At 68.1% G+C, this 21,041-nt stretch carries 17 protein-coding genes; 11 read left to right on the forward strand and 6 right to left on the reverse strand.

Translation table 11 applies throughout. The annotated features are described in order from the left end of the window. Positions 1 to 38 precede the first annotated feature (38 nt). Entirely contained in the window at positions 39 to 1,643 is a 1,605-nt protein-coding gene (locus LEL84_RS19640) for an IS1182 family transposase (RefSeq protein WP_226514366.1), read from the forward strand. Between the two features lie 431 nt (positions 1,644 to 2,074). On the opposite strand, the gene LEL84_RS19645 is transcribed toward LEL84_RS19640, so the two are convergent. Further along, positions 2,075 to 2,878 (reverse strand): alpha/beta fold hydrolase, encoded by an 804-nt coding sequence (locus tag LEL84_RS19645; RefSeq protein ID WP_226512555.1) that lies wholly within the window; start codon positions 2,876 to 2,878, stop codon positions 2,075 to 2,077. Between the two features lie 221 nt (positions 2,879 to 3,099). On the opposite strand from LEL84_RS19645, the gene LEL84_RS19650 reads away from it, so the two are divergent. Genes LEL84_RS19650 through LEL84_RS19665 form a run of 4 tightly spaced genes read left to right on the forward strand, consistent with a single transcriptional unit; the run spans position 3,100 to position 9,885 of the window. Continuing rightward, positions 3,100 to 5,061 carry an LPXTG cell wall anchor domain-containing protein gene (locus LEL84_RS19650; protein ID WP_083229481.1) on the forward strand — a complete coding sequence of 654 codons (1,962 nt, stop codon included), beginning with the start codon at positions 3,100 to 3,102 and terminating at the stop codon, positions 5,059 to 5,061. 5 nt (positions 5,062 to 5,066) lie between these two features. Next, positions 5,067 to 6,677 carry a hypothetical protein gene (locus LEL84_RS19655; RefSeq protein WP_159370140.1) on the forward strand — a complete coding sequence of 537 codons (1,611 nt, stop codon included), beginning with the start codon at positions 5,067 to 5,069 and terminating at the stop codon, positions 6,675 to 6,677. Then, on the forward strand, positions 6,674 to 8,233 hold the full coding sequence (locus LEL84_RS19660; protein ID WP_226512556.1) for a glycosyltransferase: 1,560 nt from the start codon (positions 6,674 to 6,676) through the stop codon (positions 8,231 to 8,233). The genes LEL84_RS19655 and LEL84_RS19660 overlap by 4 nt, the downstream gene beginning before the upstream one ends. Beyond that, positions 8,230 to 9,885 carry a glycosyltransferase family 39 protein gene (locus tag LEL84_RS19665; RefSeq protein ID WP_226512557.1) on the forward strand — a complete coding sequence of 552 codons (1,656 nt, stop codon included), beginning with the start codon at positions 8,230 to 8,232 and terminating at the stop codon, positions 9,883 to 9,885. Before LEL84_RS19660 ends, LEL84_RS19665 begins: the two co-directional genes overlap by 4 nt. A gap of 24 nt (positions 9,886 to 9,909) precedes the next feature. Here LEL84_RS19665 and LEL84_RS19670 read toward each other — a convergent pair whose 3' ends face one another. Beyond that, positions 9,910 to 11,058, reverse strand: a complete 1,149-nt coding sequence (locus LEL84_RS19670) for a beta-mannosidase (protein WP_159370143.1) — start codon at positions 11,056 to 11,058, stop codon at positions 9,910 to 9,912. A 13-nt stretch (positions 11,059 to 11,071) separates the two neighbouring features. Between LEL84_RS19670 and LEL84_RS19675 the strand changes: the two genes are divergently transcribed. Beyond that, positions 11,072 to 11,617 carry a DUF2599 domain-containing protein gene (locus LEL84_RS19675; protein WP_226512558.1) on the forward strand — a complete coding sequence of 182 codons (546 nt, stop codon included), beginning with the start codon at positions 11,072 to 11,074 and terminating at the stop codon, positions 11,615 to 11,617. Positions 11,618 to 11,669: 52 nt separating this feature from the next. Here LEL84_RS19675 and LEL84_RS19680 read toward each other — a convergent pair whose 3' ends face one another. The 3 genes from LEL84_RS19680 to LEL84_RS19690 are packed head-to-tail and all read right to left on the reverse strand — an operon-like array spanning position 11,670 to position 14,352. Further along, the gene (locus tag LEL84_RS19680) at positions 11,670 to 12,539 is read right to left on the reverse strand and encodes a metal ABC transporter permease (RefSeq protein WP_065629189.1); all 870 of its coding nucleotides are present in this window, start codon (positions 12,537 to 12,539) and stop codon (positions 11,670 to 11,672) included. Beyond that, entirely contained in the window at positions 12,536 to 13,378 is an 843-nt protein-coding gene (locus tag LEL84_RS19685; RefSeq protein WP_159370145.1) for a metal ABC transporter ATP-binding protein, read from the reverse strand. The genes LEL84_RS19680 and LEL84_RS19685 overlap by 4 nt, the downstream gene beginning before the upstream one ends. Next, on the reverse strand, positions 13,375 to 14,352 hold the full coding sequence (locus LEL84_RS19690) for a metal ABC transporter solute-binding protein, Zn/Mn family (RefSeq protein ID WP_226512559.1): 978 nt from the start codon (positions 14,350 to 14,352) through the stop codon (positions 13,375 to 13,377). The genes LEL84_RS19685 and LEL84_RS19690 overlap by 4 nt, the downstream gene beginning before the upstream one ends. 127 nt (positions 14,353 to 14,479) lie before the next feature. Between LEL84_RS19690 and mshA the strand changes: the two genes are divergently transcribed. The 3 genes from mshA to LEL84_RS19705 all read left to right on the forward strand — a co-directional run bounded on the left by mshA (position 14,480) and on the right by LEL84_RS19705 (position 18,206). Continuing rightward, positions 14,480 to 15,835: a D-inositol-3-phosphate glycosyltransferase gene (gene mshA, locus LEL84_RS19695; protein WP_226512560.1), complete on the forward strand. Its 1,356-nt coding sequence runs from the start codon at positions 14,480 to 14,482 to the stop codon at positions 15,833 to 15,835. 60 nt (positions 15,836 to 15,895) lie between these two features. Beyond that, positions 15,896 to 16,516: a YbjN domain-containing protein gene (locus LEL84_RS19700; protein WP_159370148.1), complete on the forward strand. Its 621-nt coding sequence runs from the start codon at positions 15,896 to 15,898 to the stop codon at positions 16,514 to 16,516. Between the two features lie 82 nt (positions 16,517 to 16,598). Beyond that, on the forward strand, positions 16,599 to 18,206 hold the full coding sequence (locus tag LEL84_RS19705) for a 4-coumarate--CoA ligase family protein (RefSeq protein ID WP_226512561.1): 1,608 nt from the start codon (positions 16,599 to 16,601) through the stop codon (positions 18,204 to 18,206). A gap of 66 nt (positions 18,207 to 18,272) precedes the next feature. Here LEL84_RS19705 and LEL84_RS19710 read toward each other — a convergent pair whose 3' ends face one another. Next, complete coding sequence (locus LEL84_RS19710; RefSeq protein ID WP_226512562.1) at positions 18,273 to 19,721, reverse strand: APC family permease; 1,449 nt, start codon at positions 19,719 to 19,721, stop codon at positions 18,273 to 18,275. Positions 19,722 to 19,872: 151 nt separating this feature from the next. Here LEL84_RS19710 and LEL84_RS19715 point away from each other — a divergent pair, with 151 nt between their 5' ends. Further along, on the forward strand, positions 19,873 to 20,619 hold the full coding sequence (locus LEL84_RS19715) for a phosphoglyceromutase (RefSeq protein ID WP_058252630.1): 747 nt from the start codon (positions 19,873 to 19,875) through the stop codon (positions 20,617 to 20,619). Between the two features lie 81 nt (positions 20,620 to 20,700). After that, complete coding sequence (locus LEL84_RS19720) at positions 20,701 to 21,021, forward strand: GNAT family N-acetyltransferase (RefSeq protein ID WP_058252631.1); 321 nt, start codon at positions 20,701 to 20,703, stop codon at positions 21,019 to 21,021. Positions 21,022 to 21,041: the final 20 nt, after the last annotated feature.

Here is a 21,041-nt window from a genome sequence, read left to right on the forward strand (position 1 = left end):
TGAGCGGGTTTGCCTGGTGGGCTGGGATCCTGGTGGGTATGCAGGGTGAGCCGGATCGTCAGGGTGAGTTTCTGGATGTGAACTCGGTCGTCGGGCATTTGCTGGCCGAGGGCAGTGTGTTCGCGTTTTTGGCTGCTCATCGCGAGCAGTTGTTCCCTGCGGAGATGTTCGCGGACCTGTTTCCCAGCGGCCGGGGCCGTCCGTCGATCCCGCCGGCCACGATGGCGTCGGTGATCGTGCTGCAAACGCTGCAGGGTTTGTCCGATCGCGAAGCCGCTGATGCGGTCACTTTTGATCTGCGGTGGAAAGCGGCGTGTGGATTCGTGTTGGGTAACAAAGGTTTTCATCCGTCGACTCTGACGTACTGGCGTCGGCGACTGGCAGCCAGCGATCGGCCGTACCGCATTTTCGAGGTGGTACGCGAGGTCATCACCACCACCGGGGTGCTCGCGGGTAAGAGCCGTCGAGCGCTGGATTCGACGATCTTCGATGACGCGGTGGCCCGCCAGGACGCCGTCACCCAGGTGATCGCGGCGATCCGGCGGGTCGCCCGAGAGGTCGACGGTGGTGCGGTGGTGGTCGAGCAGCGCGCGACTCGTCTGGCCGCGTTGACCGGCGGCGGCTATGACCGGCCCGGCAAGCCGCGGATCGCCTGGGATGATGAGTGTGCTCAACAGGACCTGATCAGCGCCCTTGTCGAAGATGGGTTGGCCGTGCTCGACGGTCTGGACCTCGAGGCCATCGACAAGGAACCGAGTAACCAGGCCCAGGCGCAGGCGGTGGCATTGCTGGCATTGGTGACCGGCCAGGATGTGGAACCGGCACCAGGTTCTGATGGCACCGACGGACGCTGGCGCATCGCGCCCCGGACCGCCCCGGACCGGGTGATCTCCACCGTCGATACCGACACCCGCCACGCCCACAAAACCCGGGCACGCCAGCAGGACGGGTTCAAGGGCCACATCGTCAATGAACCGGAGACCGGGTTGGTCACCGCGATCGAGATGACCAAAGCCGCTGGTCCGGACACTTCCGACGGAGCAGTCGGGGCACGGTTGTTGCTGAGCGATCCGACCGTCGCCGACGACGCCGACGATCGTGAGGTGCTGGGTGATTCAGCGTATGCCTCCGGTGACATGCTGGCCACGCTGGCGCGGACACGATGGAACGCGGTGATCAAACCCAAGCCACACATGCCGGCGGTTGCTGGTGGTTTCGTCGTCGACGATTTCACCTTCGACGCCGACGCGAACACATTGACCTGCCCCAACAACCTGACCCGGCCGGTCAGCGCGAAAGGCCACGTCACCTACGGTGCGGCCTGCCAAGACTGCCCACTTCGGGCACGGTGCACCACCGCGGTTCGTGGACGCAAAATTAGTTTCGGCGAACACCACCAACTCCAGCGCGAACACCGACAACACTTCTCTGACAAGACTATTGCCGACACCTACCGCCAGCATCGACCCATGGTCGAACGGACGATTGCCTGGCTCACCCGCGGTAACCGGCGGGTGCCCTACCGTGGAATCGAACGCAACAACAACTGGCTGCACCACCGCGCCGCCGCGATCAACCTACGCCGCCTGATCACCCTCGGACTGACTATCACCAACGGCACCTGGACACTGGCCACCGCCTGAACCGCGGCACCGCCGCCCCACCTAGATCGATCACCACGACCACACCCCGGAACCGACACATCCCCGCAGCAGGAACCTCAACCCAGGCTGGACCCTAATTCAGCAGGCTCCTAGGCGGCCGTCGTGCACAACGAGAGAACACCCCTCAGCATCCACATCTCTGCTCCCTGAGGTGCGAGCGAAGCGAGCCACGAAGGGCTTCGCAACGTGTCTCACCAGGCCCTTCGTGGCTCGTCGCTAACGCTCCTCACACCTCAGGGATCAAAGGGGCAATCGCTGACGCTCCTCACACCTCAGGGAGCAAAGGGGCAATCGCTGACGCTCCTCACACCTCAGGGAGCAAAGGGGCAGTCGCTAACGCTCCTCGCACCTCAGGGAGCAGAGGGAGCACCCCACAGACCCGCCGCGGTTTGTTGTTCTTTCGGAGCGGGTCAGCCGAACTCCCAGACCGACGGGGGGTCGGCGGCCAGGAACGACAGGACGAGCGGGTTGAACAGCTCGGGCGATTCGACGGGCAGGATGTGGGTGCCCGGGATCACGGCCAGCCGGGCCGCCGGCAGCGTCCGCGACAGCTCGAGCGCGTGCTCGAGGCGGACGAGCCCGCGATCGCCGACCACCACCAGCGTCGGTAACTCGACGCCGGTGAATTCGCTGACCTCGCACTCCGGTTCGGCGGCGAGCATCCGGACCGCCTTGTCGAAGACCGTCTCGAAATGCTCGGGCCCGTCCGGTGACGTGGTGTCGTAGTAGATGCGCAGGTAGTCCATCGTCACCGGGTCGCGGCGAGACACCCGGGAGATGAACTCGTCGGCCATCCGGCCGGCACGGTTCAGGTATCCGCCGACGAACACCAGCCGATGGACGAGGTCCGGGCGGTCCCGGGCGACGAGCAGGGCGACGGTGCCGCCGTCGGCCCATCCCACCAGATTGGCAGGCCGGCGCACGACGGTCTCGAGATAGACGATCGTGCGTGCCACGATCCGGTCGAGGTGGAACTCGCCGGGGAGGTCGGGACTGTGACCGTGACCGGGCCGTTCGGGTACGAACACCTGCTGACCGGCGTCGAGGAAGGCGGGGATCTGCGTTCCCCACGTCGACGCCGACGCGAACAGCCCGTGGAGCAGGACCATCGGCGGGCCGTATGACTCGCCGGCGGTGAAGTGCCAGATCGTCGCGTCGGCGATGTCCACGTAGACGCCGCCGTCGACGCGTTCGCCGGCGTGAACCTGTCGCATCGCGCTCCCTCGAATCTCGCCGGACGTGTCGACCTGCAGGACATGGTCGCAGAGTCGGGTGCCGGTTCGGGGCATCGTTGGCGAATCGAGATGGCACGGATGACTCGCACCGGGCGGCCCACCGGTCCGATCGCGTGAAAATATGTGCCGAGCCGTGTCGTGGGATAGGTTTCCTTCGGGGCGTTTGAGGGTCGGGACGGGGGTCACTCGAAGGGTGACGAATGCACGTGTCCTGGAAAACCCGCGGCGAGTCGCGTTGTCGACGTAGCCGTGGGCCGGCGTTGTTGCTGGTGGGCCTGCTGTTGGCCGGCATCGCCTCGATCGGGGCGCCGTCGACACCGGCCGCGCAGGCGGCGCCGGGGGATCCGCCTGCGCCGCTGAACCTTCGCGATCTCGGTTCGTCGCCGACCATCGCGTTCCCGGGACAGCAGGGCGAGGTGAGTCTGTCCCTCGCGGTACCGCCGGATCTCGCCCCCACCGAATTGCGCGGCGTCACGCAGTATCCCGCTTTCGTCACCGGCGGCAACATCGACGTCCTGCAGGAAGGCCGGCTGATCTCGCGGACGCCGATCAATCCGGCTGTGAATTCGCCGATCTCGCTGTCGCTACGCGGCGTGCGGGTCGAACGCAACGCCGCCGACATCGTCCTGCGGACCTATCTGCGCACGGCCGGATCGTGTCTGTTCGACCCCGATTCGGGGTTGCGCATCCAGAATGCGACCGTCACATACGGTGGCCGGGAAGCCGCGCCGAACAGCGTCGCCGAGTTCCTGCCGCCGGTCCTGCGCAAGCTGACCATCTTCGTCCCCGACGACGTGCGGCCCGCCGAGGGCGCTGCGGCCGTGTCGCTCGCGACCGCCGTGATCGCGAATTACGGTGCGGCGACAGTGGAGATCGAGACGGACTCGCTGCCGCGCGGCGATGCCGCACCCGACGAGGAGATCGAACCGCTCGAACGGCAGATCGTCATCAACTCGGCTCTGCCCGACGGACTCAGCCTGGGGCCGGGTGCAGGCTGGCCGGTGTTGCGGATAGGCGGCAGCGAGGACGACCTGGAGACCCAGGTCGAGTTCCTCACCTCTGATCTCTCGTCGATCGCCGTCAGCTCCGCGGCCGTGGCCGGACCGCCCTTCGCCGCACCGCAACTCGCGCCGGAGGTCACCACGCTCGCCGAACTGGGCGTGGGGGATCAGCGCGTCTCGGCGACCGGCTGGCCGACCATCTCGTTCGGGGTCGACCAGACGCGCCTGGGACGGCCGTCTCAGAACGTGCGAATGCAGCTGAAGGGCACCTACACCCCGATGGGCGGCCAGATCGCGGTGTCCGTCGGGGACCGGGTCATCGCCTCCTGGCCCGCCGACTCCTCCGGCAGCTACAACTCCTGGGTCGACATCCCCGCCGATCTGCTGACGCGTTTCACCGAGGTCACCGTCACCTACAACCACGGCGACGTCGGCGAGCAGTGTGGCGCGGGAGTGCGCAGTTCGCTGAGCCTGGACTCGTCCGGGGAGGTGCGATCCGAGGTCGCCGACCCGCCGACACCATCCGGGTTCGCATCGTTGCCGCAGGCGTTGATGCCGCGGAACTCGTTGGCCTGGACCCGCGGTGACGTCGCCGACGTCGCCCGCGCGGTGGCGCTGATGTCGGGCCTGCAGCGACTGTCGGCGGTGCGTCTCGGAGTCGACGTCGTACCGCTCGACGACGCCATGTCGGCCTCGGCCCCCGCGGTCGTCATCGCCGCGGACGGCCAGGGATTGCCCGAGCTGTCGCTGCCGGTGACCGCCGACGGCGGCACGGTCTCGGTGCTCAATCCCGACGGCCGGCGCGCCGAGGTGCTGCTGTCGCCGACCGTGCGCTTCGGTTCGCTGCAGGTGGCCCGTGATGCCGGCCGGTCGGTGCTGGTCGCGACCTCGACGAACGACGCCGCCGATCTCGACGCCCTGCTCGACTGGCTGGCCGCCGATCCCGATCGCTGGCCGTCGCTGAACGGCGACGCCTTGTTGCAGGTGTCCGGCCAGGAGCCGGTGCTCGTGGTCGATGACGACGCGCAACAGCCGGAATCGTCGACCGGCGACACCTCATGGGTGGCGTTCGCGGTCGTCGGGGTCGGCATCGTCGTGGTGGCGGCCGTCGCCGCGACCCTCATCCTGCGCCGTCGACGCCAACGGACCGCCGAGAGCTGACCGGCGTGCCCGAGGCTCCCGCGACGACCACGGCGCAGAACCCGGAACCGTCGACCCCGGATTCGGGGTCGGCCGGCACGACGAGTGCGGTCGCCACGCTCGTCGGCGTCGTCACGCGCCGCAAGCCCGAGACGCCGCACCCCGCATTCGTCGATCACCCGGAGTGGCTGGTGGCGGCCCGGTGGCTGTTCCTGATCGGGTGCACGGCCCTGGGGTTCTGGAACACCATCGTCGCGATCGTCGACGAGTTGATGGCGCAGACGCTCATCCTCTACGTCCCGGTGCTGGTCGTCCTCGCGCTGATCGCCGTCATCGGGGTGTCGTGGCGCACCGTCGACGAACTGCCGATCTACGACCGGCAGACCGACGTCATCGTCGGCATCGTGGTGCTGATCCTCGCGCTGGCGATGAAGTATCTGGTCAACCCGCGCTATGCGCGCGCGTACCTCACCACCCACATGGATCTGCTCGCCCTGTGGTTGTTCGTCTTCGGCGCCGCGGTTCTGCTCTTCGGGCTGCGTCCGGTCTCCCGCTACCGGTGGGTGTGGCTGCTGTTGGTGCTCATCTTCCCGCCGCCGGTCCGCGCCGTCGTGCTGATCATGGGTGGGACGTCGCTCGCCGCCGGTTTCGTGGTGGTGCTGATGGCCGTCGCCGCGACCGCGATCGCGGTGGGTCGGACGTGGCGGCGGAAGCTGCTCGCGGCGCTGCTGGCCGGTGCGGTTGGCCTGGTCGCGCTGTTCGTGTTCGACGCGCTCGGCGCGCCCCGGAACATCGTCGTGCCCTACCCGGGCCTGATCGCGGCCCTCGCGACGTCGGCCTACATGCTGGTCGACTATCGGCGGCGCGGCGGCCGGCAGTGGTCGCCGCCCGAGGCCGGCCGGATCAGTCCGCCGAAAGTCCCGTTCGTGGGCCGGCCGGGTCTGGTGGTGCTGCTCGTGGCGGTCCTGCTGGCGCTGTGCCCCACCCCGCCGGTGGGTAGCAACTACCAGAGCAATCGCTATCCGCAGCTCGGTATCGGTGAGCCGCTCGTGGTCCCGGTCGGCTGGCGGCAGGAGTCCCTGGGTGTCTACGGGTGGGTGTCACGCCTCTACGGGCCGGGGTCCGTGCTGATCCGCCAGGTCCTGGTGCAGACCCGCGGCAACCGGGCCTACGACAAGTTCGCGCGTCCCCGGCGGGTGGTCGTCGACAGCGTCGACAGCAGGCGGCCACTCGTCCTCGACGTCTACCCGGACATCTTCCGATACGACCTGTCCAACGAACGCACGAGCCTTCCGATCGAGGTGGACCTGTCGAACGGGGTCCGGGGTCGGGTGTGGAGTGTCGTCGACGACGAGCGCTACCTGACCTACACGGTGCTGTCCTGGCGATGGAACAACGGCAACCGCACCCAGCAGGTCATGCTGTGGGCGGTCGACAACCACGAGCCCGAGGCCTACTTCCCGGAGCCGCGCATCACGATCCTGGCGAACATGAACTCACTGATGACGATCCTGCTGCGGGGCAACTCGGTCCTGCTGGACACCGACCCGCAACTCAAGGACGAGGCCCTGCTCATCGGCCTGGCCGGGGAGCTCATCCGGGCCCAACTCGGGGCCGCTCGGGGGGCCGGTGCATGAGCATCGACGAGGCCGGCCCCGGGCACGCCGCAGCCGCCGACAAGCCGGGGGTCGCGCGCAGCACGAGACCGACGCGTCCGGTGGCCGAACTGCTCGCCGACCCGGACTACCGGGCGCAGGCCCTCGAAGACGCCGTGAACCGCCTTCGCAACGCCGACGAGGACATGTCGGCCTCGGTGGCCTTCAGCCGGATTCAGAAGATCATCGGGTTCGCGCTGCTCGGCATCATCGCCGTCGCGATGGTGATCGAACCGGTCGGGACCTGCGCCACCCTGGTCTCGATCGCCACGATCGGATACGTGGTGACCCTCGCCGACCGCCTGGTGATCTTCCGGCGGGGGCTGGTCAACGGTGCCATACGCGTCTCCGACGAGGACGCCCGGTCCATCCCCGACGACGAGTTGCCCGCCTACACCGTGTTCGTCCCGGCCTACGGCGAGCCGGAGGTGGTGGGTCAACTGGTGGCCGCGATGGAGACGATCGAGTACCCACGGGACAAGCTCCAGGTCCTGCTGCTGCTGGAAGAGGACGACGAGCCGACGATCGAGGCGGCGCGCGGGGTGGAGGAGAACGGGATCGTCACGGTCGTCCTGACACCCCCGGCACAGCCGCGGACCAAACCGAAGGCCTGCAACTACGGCATGCACTTCGCCACCGGCGACATCGTCACCATCTTCGACGCCGAGGACAAACCCGACCCGTTGCAGTTGCGTCGGGCGGTGTACGTGCTGAACAACTCCGGCGACGACTCGGTGGTCTGCGTGCAGGGCAAGCTCAGCTTCCACAACGTGCGCGACAACATGCTGACCGAGTGGTTCACGGCCGACTACGGCATCTGGTTCGGCTTCCTGCTGCCGGGCATGATGGTCAGCCGCGCGCCGATCCCGTTGGGCGGCACGTCGAATCACTTCCGCCGCGATGTTCTCGACACGATCGGCGCCTGGGACCCCTACAACGTGACCGAGGACGCCGACCTCGGGGTCCGCATCGCCGACCACGGATACCGCACCCTGGTGCTCGACTCGGTCACGATGGAAGAGGCCAATGTCGATGCCATCAACTGGGTCCGCCAGCGCTCCCGTTGGTACAAGGGCTACATGCAGACGTGGCTCGTCCACATGCGGCACCCGGTCAAGCTCTGGCACATCCTCGGGCCCGTCGCGTTCGGGCGCTTCACGCTGCTGATCGCCGGAACCCCGGTGATCGCCTGCCTGAACATGGTGTTCTGGCTGATCCTGGCGCTGTGGATCGGCGGACAGCCACCGGTCGTCGCCGAGCTGTTCCCCGGACCCATCTACTACCTGTCGCTGATCTCGCTGCTGCTGGGCAACGGGGCGGCGCTGTACATGAACCTCGTCGCGATCCGCGAGGACGATCGCAGCGAACTGCTCGGTTCGGCCCTTCTCATCCCGCTGTACTGGCTGATGATGAGTGTCGCCGCCATCAAGGGCATGTGGCAGACCCTGGTCAATCCGTCGTACTGGGAGAAGACCTTTCACGGTCTGTCGACGAGCAGTTCGCCGGACACCGATCCCGACGGGCAGGAGCCGACGTGACCCGCCGTGTCCCGGCCTCGGTGCTCATCTTCCTCGCGACGTGGATCCCGTACCTCGTCATCGGGGTCTACCTCGTCAGCGAGGTGCACCTGTTCTTCGGCGACGCGCTCTCGAGGGTGCAGTCGGCACAGAGCGTACTGTTCAGTCGGACACCGCATCTCGCGGCGATCGGATTCATCTTCACCCCGCTGACCGCCATCGTCCAGCTGCCGCTGACCGCGCTCACCCCGTGGTTCCCGGAGATGACGACGCAGGCGCTCTCGGCGGTGATCATGTCGTCGGCGTTCATGGCCGGATCGGTGGTGCAGGCGTCGGGGATCGCGCGCGACCAGGGCCTGCGTCCGCTCGTGGCGGGCACTTTCACGATCTTCTATGCGATCAATCCGATGATCGTCCTCTATGCCGCGAACGGGATGAGCGAGGCGCCGTACCTCTTCTTCTTGGCCTGGGCCACCCGTCGTCTGATCCGGTGGGTCTCCTCAGACGACGTCCACGAGCTCGTGGTGGCCGGGATCGCGCTCGGCCTGTCCTATCTCACCCGCTACGACGGCGGTGCCGCCGCATTGGCCGCGGCCTTCGTGGTCGGCTGGGTGACCTACACACGTCGCGACCGCCGAAAACGGGTGTCGCGCACGCTCCTCGACGTCACCCTGGTGGTGGCGCCCAGCGCACTGGCCTTCCTCGCCTGGGCGGCGGCGGGCTGGCTCATCACGGGTGACGCGTTCGCGCAGTTCACCTCTGAGTACGGCAACGCCGCGATCATCGCGCAGTCCGGCGGTAGCGGGTCGTCGACGACCGGGGATGCGATCGGGTTCTCCCTCACCGAGATCTTCATCCTCGCGCCACTGCTTCCGATACTCATTCTCGGAGTCATCGGGGTCCGTGCCCGACGTCATCGGCTTGCGGCGATGTTGCCCGCACTGCTGATCGTGGCCGTGCTGGCGTTTCAGGTCTTCGGTTACTCACGCGGTTCGACGTTCGGCTTTCTTCGGTTCTACATGACCGTGGTCCTGCTCGCCGCGGTCATCGCCCTGTTGTCTGTGCCCCTACGGCAGCAGGTTCCGATGCGTCGCGAGGGCAGGCATTCGGACATTCTGCCGCCCCGCCCCTATGCCTCGCGTTGGAGTAACAAGATCGCCGCGACGATCGTGATCGTCGTGGTCGCCACCGCGATCCCGGTCACCGCCGCCGGGATGACGTCACCCAAGTACGCGCCCCAGGAGTTCGCGCTCGGATCGGTGGTCGATCCGCGCCCGGACTCGGTGGACCAGAAGTACCGCGGCGAGCAGCGCATCGTGCGGTCGTTCTCCACCGAGCGGGCGCTGGCGCAGTATCTCGACGGTCTGGACCTGCCCGACGGCGCGGTGTTGTGCGACACCGTGTACGGCTTCGCGGTGGTGGTCCAGTCCGAGCGGCCGCGCCAGTTCGTCATCCCGTCGGATCGCGACTTCGCGCAGCTGCTCAACGACCCGGTCGGCGGCGGTGTGCGCTACTTCCTCACCGTCCCACCGGAAGGTCGGGGACTCTCCGACGCGGTCAACCAGCGGTATCCGACCATCTACGAGAACGGCGCCCAGATCGGGGTTCTCGTCCTCGAGGCGCGCAACCAGGGCGCGGATCTGCCGGACTGGCGGCTGTATCAGCTGGTGTGAGCCCGAGCGGGCCGTCGCACGCGATCAGGAGGCGTTCTCGCGCACCACATTCCAGGCCGGGTCATGCAACCCGATGTCGTACGAGCACTGCGCGCCGCGCGGGTCCGGCACGAAGGACCACAGCAGCGCGCCGGCGACCCCGGCGTCGCGGTGGCGCGCGATGATGGTCTCGAACTGTTCGGCCCGGTTCGCGATCGAGACACATGAGCCGGCGTGTATCCCGATCTCGTTGACCACGAGCGGTTTTCCGAGCTCGCGAGCCTGCGCCAGTCGTGCGCGCAGATTGCTGCCCGCGGGCCCCGATTCGGGATCGACATCGGAGCGGTAGTCGTGAAAGTCGAGCACGTCCACGCCGGCCGAGCCCAGGACCTCGGCATAACCCGCGCCCGCGAGGCCGCACTGGTCGCCGCCCACCACTCCCGAGAAGATCGGACGGTCGGCGTCGTAGGCCCGGAGATGGGCGCCGGCGCGGTCGAAGAACGCGCGCAACACGGTCGTGGCATCGTCGGGACACGTTCGCGCCTCCCAGTCGCACGAGGCCGGACCGCATTCGCTCGCCTCGGGCTCCCCGACGAGTTCCCAGCCGGCGATCGACGGCTCGTCGTGCCAGCGGGTCACCGCGATCTCGACCCACTCCGCGTATGTCAGCCCGCCGACGATCTCCTCGGTCTGCCAACCGTCGACGTAGAAGTCGCGCTCTTTGAACCGCTCGTCCTCACAGTCGCCCGAGCCTCCGGTGAGGACCGGCAGGACCATCTGGTGATGCCGGGCCGCGGCCTGGAAGACCCGGTCGATCGGCCCGAAATCGATGAGCCCGCTGCGCTTGTCGACGGCGAAGACCGAGTACAGGTTGAATCGGGTCAGCGCGCGGGGCGGGAGTCTGTCGAAGTACCCGTCGGCGTCGACCTGGGCGCCGCAGCCGCGGTTGACCGACCAGTCGGTGCTGAGCTGATACGCATTGAAACCCGCGGGCCACCAGGGTTTTCCGTCGAGCACCAGGCCGGTGGGCGTGGTCGAGGCCCGATGCGACTGGGTGATCTGGGGAGGTCCCGGATCGGGGGTGCGCGCACACCCCGCGAGGCACAGCACGACGACGGCGATCGCGGTGACGAACAACCCGACCGCCCGCTTGTGCGTGCGCCGGCGGACCACAAGGTGCAGGCTACCCGTCACCTAGGGTGTCGGTATGTCGACGGGGTTGCGCAGGGCGGGTGCGGGAGTGACAGACGGAGGGCGGCGGCGGTGGTGCGCCGCGGCCGGCGCGCTGGCCGTCGCCGCGGTCCTGTCCGCGTGCGGGACAGACGCGGTCGACCCCGGAGCACCGGGTCCGAGCACGACCGGCTCGAGCACGACGAGCCCGTCGCCCACCCCGTATTCATCGGGCCCGTACTCGCCCACCGAGAGCGCGCCGACGATCGTCTACCGCCCGCCGTACATCGAGCGGACCGAGTGGACCGACACCGCGGTCGGTCCGAGCCTCTCGGTGTTCCCCACGAATTCCGGGCGCTACACCACCGACCCCGGCGCGATGGCCGCCGCGTGGGCGGAGGTCGTCGCTCTCGACCCCACCGCCGACACCCCCGGGATGCAGGCCCAGTTCGATTGCCACTGGCGGTTCGCCCGCATCGTCGAACCCGAGAAGCCCAGCTGGAACCTCGAACCCGGCCGGCCGGTCGTCGCCGAGGAGGACATGGTCGGCGCCGGATGCAACCCCGGCTTCGCCGAGGAATGAAACGTACTGCGGTGTGAGCGAGGCGGCCCGGCAGTGGTTGTGTTCTGTCGGATCAGCGCGTGGAATGCACGCGGCGGTTGCCGATGATCCGGCACACGACGTAGATCGCGAACGAGATGATCGTGACGAAGACCGACACGGGCAGCTTGGGAGCGAGCGACATCAGCAGCCCGCCGACCGCCGCGACCTCGGCGAACACGACCGACAACACCAGCGTGCGCGTCGGATTCGACGTGACGCGGGCGGCGGCGGCGCCCGGGGTGATCATCAGCGACATCACCAGCAGCGCGCCGATGATCTGCACGCCCTGCGCGGCCGCCAGGCCCATGATGATCGCGAACACCACCGAGAGGGTCCGGATGGGTACCCCCCGCGCCTGCGCGACCCGGGGATCGGTGGAGGCGAACAGCAGTGGCCGGTAGATGACGGCCAGCACGACGACGACGATGCCCGTGGTGATGGCGATCGCGACCAGGCCGTTGATGCCGACGCTCACGACCTGACCGGTCAGCAACGCGAAGCCGGTCCCGATCCGGCCGTACAAGGCCAGGAACAGGACGCCGATGCCGAGGCCGAACGCCATCACGACGCCGATCACCGAGTCGCGCTCCCGCGCCTTGTTGCCGAGGAAGCCGAACACCGCCGCGGCGATGACCGCGCCGATGACGCCGCCGAGGTTCACGCTGAACCCGATCAGCAGGGCCGCCGCGGCACCGGTCACCGACAGTTCGCTGGCGCCGTGCACCGCGAAGGACATCTGCCGGGCGACGATGAGCGGGCCCAGCAGGCCGCCCAGGAGGCCGAGCAGCACCATCGCGAGCAGTGCCTGCTGCATGAAGTCGTAACCCAGCAGGTCGATGGTGGTGGAGAAATCCCAGAGGTCGCTCAACGAACGGTCGACGGAGAGGTGGGTGACGCTCACGCCGGACCGCCTCGCCTCGCGACACCCGGTTCGCTGTCGGCGGCGCAGTGGTGGGCGTCCTCGCCGCCGATCACGACCAGACGGCCGTTGACGCGCAACACCTCGACGTCGCTGCCGTACAGCTCGCTCAGCGTCTCCGTCGTCATCACCTCATGCGGCTCGCCGATGCGGAACCGGCCGTCGACGAGGTACAGGACACGGTCGACAAAGGGCAGGATCGGGTTGATCTCGTGGGTCACGAACACGACGGCCGTCCCGGCGTCCCGGCGCCGGCGATCGATGAGGTCCACGACCACCTGCTGGTTGGTCGGATCGAGACTGGCGAGCGGCTCGTCGCAGAGCAGCAGCGCGGGATCGCTCACCACCGCCTGGGCGACGCGTAGCCGTTGCTGCTCGCCGCCGGACAGGACGCCCAGCGGGGCGTCGGCGTACGGCAGGGCGTCCACCGAACCGAGCGCGGTGTCGACGAGTGCGCGGCGTCGTGCCCGGCCCCGGAGTCCCACACCCCAGCGGCCGCCGTCGACACCGAACCCGACGAGGTCCCGGCCGCGGATGGCCATCGGGTCGGCGTCGTCCTCGGCGTGCTGCTGGGGGATGTAGCCCACCGCGTCGGTGGTGGTCACGGTGCCGCGGTCGAGCGCGTACTGGTGCAACAGAACCCGCAGGAACGACGTCTTGCCGGAGCCGTTGGGCCCGAGGACCGCGACGAACTCACCGGGTTCGATCGTCAGGTCGAGGTCGTCCCAGAGAACCCGGTCGCCGAACGCGAGCCGGGCGCCGGTGAACTCCACGACCGGCCTGCCCTTGCCTGCTCCGGACGAGTCGCCTGCCCCGGTCAATTGGAGCCGGAACCCAGCGCCGCGGTCAGGGCGTCGATCTGGGCGCCCTGCCACACGACGTAGTCGGTGACGCCGTCGGGCAGGGTCTCGGTGAACTCCACGACCGGGACGCCCGCGGAGCGCGCGACGTCGAGCATGGCCTGTGTCACCGGGTCCACGGCCTGGGTGTTGTAGATCAGCACCTTCGCCCGACGGTCGGCCAGGACGTCCTGCAGTGCCGCACGGTCGGCGGCCGCGGGTGACTGGCCCTCCTCGACGGCCTGGGTGAAACCGGCCGGTGCGATGTCGACGAGCCCGGCCTCGGTCAGCATGTAGCCCGCGAGCGGCTCGGTCTGGGCGACCTCGGTGTCGGCGTGCTGTTCCCGGATGGTGGTGAGCTTCGCGCGCAGACCGTCGATGCCGGTGGTGAAGGTCTCGGCGTTGGCGCGGTAGGACTCCGCGTTGCCCGGGTCCTTCTCGGCAAGCGCGTCGGCGACCTTGTCGGCCACCTGGGCGACGACGGGGAGGTCGTAGAAGACGTGCTCGTTCTGGTCGCCGTGCGCGTGGTCGTGAGCACCGTCGGAGTGATCGCCGGACGCGTGCTCGTCGCCGTGATCGCCACCGGCCTCGTCGGCATGCTCGTCGCTCCCGAGCAGGGCGTAGGCGTCGACCGCCGTCGCGTCCGAGTTGGCCGCCGCCTCCTCCATGTAGGAGTCGTAGTGGCCGCCGTTGAAGACGAGGATGTCGGCATCGGCGATCGTCGCGGTGTCCGCTGCCGAGGGCTCGAACTCGTGCGGATCACCGTCGGCGTTGGTGTACAGCGCGGTCACCTCGGCGTTGTCGCCGGCGACCGCGGCCGCCACCGAACCCCAGACGTTCGTGGACGCGACCACGGTCGGGGGGCCGTCGGTCCCGCCGGAGTCGCTGGAGCAGGCGGACAACACCAGGGCGGCGGCGGACAGCACACCGGCCGTGGCCAGCAGGGATTTCTTCATCGACAACCTTCACGCAAATGACAATCGTTACCGAAAGCAGTCTAGGTGATCGCGGCGACGGGCGTGCAGGGTGTCCGCAGGCCGGGGGACTCCTCGCCCGACACGGCGTTTCTCTATGGTGGAGACCATGACCTCGAGCCCGTCCCCGCGGCGTGTCGCGCTGATCTCCGTGCACACCTCGCCGCTGGCGCAACCGGGCACCGGCGACGCCGGCGGGATGAACGTCTACGTCTGGCAGACCGCGACGCGGCTGGCCCGTCGGGGAGTCGAGGTCGAGATCTTCACCCGCGCGACGTCGTCGGCCGACCCGGCGTATGTCGCCGCAGCGCCGGGGGTGACGGTGCGCAACGTCGTCGCCGGCCCGTTCGAGGGCCTCGACAAGCGCGACCTGCCCGCCCAGCTGTGTGCGTTCACGGCCGGGGTCCTGCGTGCCGAGGCCGCGCAGGCGCCCGGTCACTACGACGTCATCCACTCGCACTACTGGCTCTCCGGCCAGGTGGGGTGGCTCGCCCGCGACCGGTGGGGTGTACCGCTGGTGCACACCGCGCACACCCTGGCCGCGGTCAAGAACGCATCGCTGGCCGAGGGCGACACCGCCGAGCCGCAGCTGCGGGTCATCGGGGAGCAGCAGGTGGTCGGGGAGGCCGATCGTCTGGTCGCCAACACCCAGACCGAGGCGACCGAATTGCTCTCGATGTACGGTGCCGCCGCCGACCGTATCGACGTGGTGACCCCGGGTGCCGATCTCGACTGTTACACGCCGGGTTCCGCCGCGGCCGCCCGCGCGGAGCTCGGCCTCGACCCCGACGAGATGATCGTGACGTTCGTCGGGCGCATCCAGCCGCTGAAGGCCCCGGACCTCCTGGTCGCCGCGGTCGCGCCGCTCATCGGGGAGTCCGCCGCGACCGGGCGGAGGCTGCGGGTGCTCATCGTGGGCGGGCCGTCGGGGTCGGGGCTGCAACGGCCCACCGCGCTGATGGATCAGGTCGCCGAACTCGGGATCGCCGATTCGGTCAGCTTCCTGCCGCCCCAGCCGGCGAACCGTCTGGTGCAGGTCTACCGGGCGTCGGATGTGGTTGCCGTGCCCAGTCATTCGGAGAGTTTCGGACTGGTCGCGATCGAGGCGCAGGCCTGCGGGACGCCCGTCATCGCCGCGAATGTGGGTGGCCTCGGGGTGGCAGTCGACGACGGCCGGACCGGGGTGCTGGTCAACGGGCATCGGGTCGGGGACTGGACGAATGCGCTGGAAAAGCTTCTCGCGCAACCCGATCGACTCGTCGAGCTCGGACAGCACGCCCGCGCCCACGCCGAGCAGTTCTCCTGGGAACACACGGTCGATCAGCTCCTCGAGAGTTACGGCCGGGCGATGCGGTCGTTCGCCGCGCACCAGCGTCCGGCGTCGCCCGAGGTGTCCGCTACGGCCGCGGCCTCGGCGCGCCTTCGACGCCGCTGGCGTCGTCGGCGCAACCGGGTCACCGTCTGACGCTGCGCCGAAATCGCCCGCTGCGCAAGGGGTTCCCGATACCACCGACGAGAGGATGTCGTGAGTCGCAACGAGGTCGTCGACCTGCTGGAGAAGACGCTGGGCGAGAACGAGATCGCCTTCGCACGCAAGAGCGGCGGCGGGGCCGACGTCGATCACGTGGTCGTCGAGCTGCCCGGCGAACGCAAACTCAAGACCACCGTGCTGCTGACGGCGAGCGAGCACGGCGTCCGGGTGGAGGCCTTCGTGTGCCGCCGGCCCGATGAGAACCACGCCGGCGTGTACAAGTACCTGTTGAAGCGCAACCGCCGGCTGTATGGCGTCGCCTACACCATCGACAACACCGGTGACATCTACCTCGTGGGCCGGATCTCCGCCGACGGGTTGAGTTCCGGCGAGGTCGACCGGATCCTGGGGCAGGTCCTCGAGGCCGCGGACGGGGATTTCAACACCCTGCTCGAACTCGGGTTCCTGACCTCGATCCAGCGGGAGTGGGCGTGGCGGGTGTCGCGCGGCGAATCGCTGCGCAACCTGCTCGCCTTCGAGCACCTCATCGACAAGGAGTCCCTGCCGGAGGCGGGGAAGCCGCTCGAAGGTCGCTACATACCGGGTGAGTCGGTCGTCGACGGTGCGCAGAGCGTCACCGAGGATCCGTCGACCGCCGAATCGGACGAATCGTAGACTCTCTCGAGAGAGGTCCACGTCACATCGTGTCAACGTGCGTTGATACGATGCGGTCGAGAAATTCCCCAATGGAGGTGTCATGAGCTTCACGAGTCCGTTCCCCGACGTCGAGATCCCGGACGTGAGTGTGTTCGAGTTCCTGTTCGGCGCGGTGGCCGAGGAGGACCTGTCCCGTATCGCGCTGGTGGACCCGAAGTCGGGGGCGACGACGACGTATGCGCAGTTGATCTCGCAGATCGACGCGGCTGCGGGTGCGTTGGCGTCGCGGGGGATCGGTGTGGGCGACGTGGTGGGCATCCTCTCGCCCAACATCCCGGCGTTCGCCACGGTGTTCCACGGCATCCTGCGCGCCGGTGGCACCGCCACGACGATCAACGCGCTGTTCACCGGTCCCGAGATCGCCAAGCAGTTGCGGGATTCCGGCGCCAAGATGCTGGTGACGGTCTCGCCGATGCTCGAGCAGGCCAAGGCCGCGGCCGCCGAGGTGGGGCTCGCGGATGCGGATCTGATCGTGCTCGACGGCGACGGGCAGGACGCCTCGGGGCACCCGAACGCGGCGGACCTCCTGGGCGCCGGACTGGCCGCGCCGGAGGTGTCCTTCGATCCGTCCACCCATGTCGCGGTGCTGCCGTACTCGTCGGGGACGACGGGCAACCCGAAGGGTGTGGCGCTCTCGCACCGCAACCTGGTGGCCAACGTCGCCCAGATCCGTCCCCTGCAGGGCATGGGCGCCGACGACGTGGTGATCGCGGTGCTGCCGTTCTTCCACATCTACGGCATGACGGTGCTGCTGAACGCGGCGCTGTACAACCGGGCGTCGCTGGTCGTGATGCCGCGGTTCGACCTCGTCGAGTTCCTCGAGAACATCCAGAACCACAAGGTCACCATGGCCTACATCGCGCCGCCGGTGGCCGTGGCGCTGGCCAAGCACCCGATCATCGACAACTACGACCTGTCCTCGCTGCACACGATGATGTCGGGCGCGGCGCCGCTCGACGACGAGCTGGGTCAGGCGGTCGCCAAGCGCCTCGACCTGCACATGCTGCAGGGCTACGGCATGAGTGAGTTGTCGCCGGTGAGTCACATCATCCCGGCCGACACCCCCGGTCTGCTGGGTCAGCAGGACCCCCCGCTGTCCTCGACCGGGTGGGCGGTGCCGAACTCCGAGAACAAGATCGTCGACCCCGCATCGGGTGCGGAGATCGAGCTGCCGAGCGAGGGACTGTCGGAGCCGGGCGAGCTGTGGGTCAAGGGGCCGAACGTGATGCTGGGCTACCTCAACAACGATCAGGCGACCGCCGACACCATCGACGCCGACGGCTACCTGCACACCGGCGACATGGCGCAGGTCGACCCGACCGGATGCGTCTACATCGTCGACCGGCTCAAGGAGCTCATCAAGTACAAGGGTTACCAGGTGCCGCCCGCCGAGCTCGAGGCACTGCTGCTCACCAACGACAAGATCGCCGACGCCGCGGTCATCGGCGTGATCGAGGCGGAGTCGGGCGAGGAGATCCCCAAGGCCTTCGTCGTGCGCCAGCCCGATGCGGAGATCACCGCCGACGAGGTCATCGAGTTCGTGGCGTCGAAGGTGGCCCCGCACAAGAAGGTCCGGGCCGTCGAGTTCATCGAGACGATCCCCAAGTCGGCCTCGGGCAAGATCCTGCGCAAGGACCTCCGCAAGTAGTCTCTGCGGCATCCGTATGACGTTGTGCCCGGAAACCGGGCACAACGTCATACGGATTTTTGTGCGTCACGGGATCTCGTGGGGCGGGATGTCGTCGTAGGAGGCCGCTTCGGCGCCGGTCCGCTTGTGATGCCAGTAGGTGACCGCCCACAGCACGACGCCGAGCAGGAGTAGCCAGGCCGCGATCACGTACTGCTGGTTGTCGGCGCGGGCGAACGGGAGGGTGAGTGCCCCGGAGGTCACGGCGCCGAGCACCGCAACCGGCGTATAGGTGCGGAAGTGGTTGTGCCCCACGTGATCCTTGCGCAACACCAAGACCGAGACATTGACGACGGTGAACACCGCGAGCAGCAGCAGCGCGGTGGTGCCGCCGAGCAGTCCGACGATGGAACCCTTCGGGTCGGCGCTGACGTAGACCAGCAGGCACAGTGCGATGGCTGTGGTGAACACGATCGCGGCGAACGGGGTGCGGCGTCCGGGATGGACGTAGGACAGGAACTTGGGCAGTACCCCCTGCTTGGACATGCCATACAGCAGACGGCTGGCCATCATCATGTTGATCAGGGCCGTGTTCGCCACCGCGAACATCGAGATCCACGGCAACAGCTCGGTCATCGGGAAATCCGGGGCGGCGGTCTGCACGACGTCCACGAGCGGGGTCTCGCTTTCGGCGAGCACCCCCACGGGCACGATCGCGACCGCGAGGATCGCGATGAGCACGTACACCACCGCGGTGATCCCCAGACCACTGAGCATGACCTTGGGGAAGATCCTGGTCGGTTCTTTGCACTCCTCGGCCATGTTGACCGAATCCTCGAATCCGACCAGTGCGAAGAACGCCAGCGCCGTCGCCGCCGACACCGCGATGAGGATGTTCCTCTCCTCCGGCGATTCGAAAACCACCACCGCATCCCAGTGATCGGCGTTGCCACCGAAGACGAAGAACAAGGCGATGAAGATGACCAGCAGGAGGCCCGTCAGCTCCACCAGGGTCAACACCACGTTGGTGCCGACGCCCTCGGCGACGCCGCGGAAATTGATGAACATCACCAGCAGCAGGAAGCCGATCGAGATGAACACCAGCGCTGGGTGCGTCGCGTCCGGCGACTCGCCGCCGTTGATCCCGGTCAGCATGTTCACCGCGAACGCGCGGGACGCGGTGGTCGCCGAGGTGATACCCGAACACATCACGGTGAACAGCACGATGAAGGTGATGAAGTGGACGCCGAAAGCCTTGTGCACGTACAGGGCAGCGCCGGCGGCCTGGGGATATTTGGTCACCAGCTCCAGGTAGGAGAACGCCGTCAGCGTCGCCACCGCGAACGCGATCAGGAACGGCAGCCACGCCGCGCCCCCGACCTCGCCGGCGACCTGGCCGGTGAGTGCGTAGACGCCGGTGCCCAGGATGTCGCCGATGATGAACAGCAACAACAGCTTCCAGCCCAACACGCGTTTGAGCTCGGGCTGCTTCTCCGCATTCTGGCCGGTCGCGCCGGCGTCTGTACTGGCTGTCATGCGCTAACGCTAGACCCGCCCATGGCCGTTCGCGCGGCGAATCGACCGGTTCATTACCATTTCGTCGTCGCCAGGTGCGCGCCGGGGTCCGGCCGGGGGTTCCGGCGCCGGTGAGGAGAGGGTGCGCACCGACTGTGGAAAACTATCGGCCATGAGCAACGGCACCCTGATCCTGATGCGGCACGGCGAGAGCGAATGGAATGCGTCCAACCAGTTCACCGGCTGGGTCGATGTGGCGCTCACCGACAAGGGCAGGGCCGAGGCCGAACGCGGGGGCGAGCTCCTCGTCGAGCACGACCTGCTGCCCGACGTCGTCTACACGTCGCTGCTGCGCCGCGCGATCACGACCGCGCACATCGCCCTCGACCGGGCCGACCGGCTCTGGATCCCGGTGATCCGCGACTGGCGCCTCAACGAGCGCCACTACGGCGCGCTGCAGGGCCTGAACAAGGCCGAGACCAAGGAGAAGTTCGGCGACGAGCAGTTCATGCTGTGGCGTCGCAGTTACGACACCCCGCCGCCGGCGATCGAACCCGATGCCGAATACAGCCAGGTGGGCGACGCGCGGTACGCCGATCTCCCCGAGGTGCCGCTGACCGAGTGCCTCAAGGACGTCGTCGAGCGGTTCATCCCGTACTACCTCGAGACGATCGTCGCCGACGTCCGGGCGGGGAAGAACGTGCTGCTCGCGGCGCACGGCAACTCGCTGCGCGCGCTCGTCAAGCACCTCGACGGCATCTCCGACGACGACATCGCCGGACTCAACATCCCCACCGGCAACCCGCTTCGTTACGACCTCGACGACGACCTGAAACCGCTCAACCCGGGTGGTACCTACCTGGACCCCGAGGCGGCCGCCGCGGGTGCCGCCGCGGTGGCCGCGCAGGGGCAGAAGTAGCCGACGGGGTCCGTTCGGACATCCAGACGTGACACGTTTCGCCATGGCGTCGACGGTGTGGCGCGCGCTACATTAGACGGCATGGCGGACATGGGCACCCTGCGAATCGAGCACTCACCTGCCCAGGAGCGGTACGAGGCGATCCTCGTCGCCGATTCCCAGGGCGACGACGAGATCGTCGGTTATCTCGACTACGTCTCCGAGCCCTACCAGGTGGTCATCACGCACACCGTGATCCGCGAGCAGTTCAGTGGTCACGGGTACGCGGGCCAATTGGTCCAGGCGGTCCTCGAGGACATCCGGCGCGGCGGCAAGCAGGTCGTGCCGGTCTGCTCCTACGTGCAGCGCTTCATCGAACGTCACCCCGAGTTCGCGGACATGGCGGTTCCGGTTCCGCAATGACCGGTCCGGACACGGCCGCC

It is taken from the genome of Gordonia sp. WA4-43 (assembly GCF_020520305.1).
Taxonomy (GTDB): domain Bacteria; phylum Actinomycetota; class Actinomycetes; order Mycobacteriales; family Mycobacteriaceae; genus Gordonia; species Gordonia hongkongensis.

What these genes read in the sequence shown, in the direction of transcription:
- LEL84_RS19640 (WP_226514366.1), top strand. Translation starts at nt 39, where the DNA reads ATGCAGGGTGAGCCGGATCGTCAGGGTGAGTTTCTGGATGTGAACTCG.
- LEL84_RS19645 (WP_226512555.1), bottom strand. Translation starts at nt 2,878, where the DNA reads ATGCGACAGGTTCACGCCGGCGAACGCGTCGACGGCGGCGTCTACGTG.
- LEL84_RS19650 (WP_083229481.1), top strand. Translation starts at nt 3,100, where the DNA reads ATGCACGTGTCCTGGAAAACCCGCGGCGAGTCGCGTTGTCGACGTAGC.
- LEL84_RS19660 (WP_226512556.1), top strand. Translation starts at nt 6,674, where the DNA reads ATGAGCATCGACGAGGCCGGCCCCGGGCACGCCGCAGCCGCCGACAAG.
- LEL84_RS19675 (WP_226512558.1), top strand. Translation starts at nt 11,072, where the DNA reads ATGTCGACGGGGTTGCGCAGGGCGGGTGCGGGAGTGACAGACGGAGGG.
- LEL84_RS19690 (WP_226512559.1), bottom strand. Translation starts at nt 14,352, where the DNA reads ATGAAGAAATCCCTGCTGGCCACGGCCGGTGTGCTGTCCGCCGCCGCC.
- mshA (WP_226512560.1), top strand. Translation starts at nt 14,480, where the DNA reads ATGACCTCGAGCCCGTCCCCGCGGCGTGTCGCGCTGATCTCCGTGCAC.
- LEL84_RS19705 (WP_226512561.1), top strand. Translation starts at nt 16,599, where the DNA reads ATGAGCTTCACGAGTCCGTTCCCCGACGTCGAGATCCCGGACGTGAGT.
- LEL84_RS19710 (WP_226512562.1), bottom strand. Translation starts at nt 19,721, where the DNA reads ATGACAGCCAGTACAGACGCCGGCGCGACCGGCCAGAATGCGGAGAAG.
- LEL84_RS19715 (WP_058252630.1), top strand. Translation starts at nt 19,873, where the DNA reads ATGAGCAACGGCACCCTGATCCTGATGCGGCACGGCGAGAGCGAATGG.
- LEL84_RS19720 (WP_058252631.1), top strand. Translation starts at nt 20,701, where the DNA reads ATGGCGGACATGGGCACCCTGCGAATCGAGCACTCACCTGCCCAGGAG.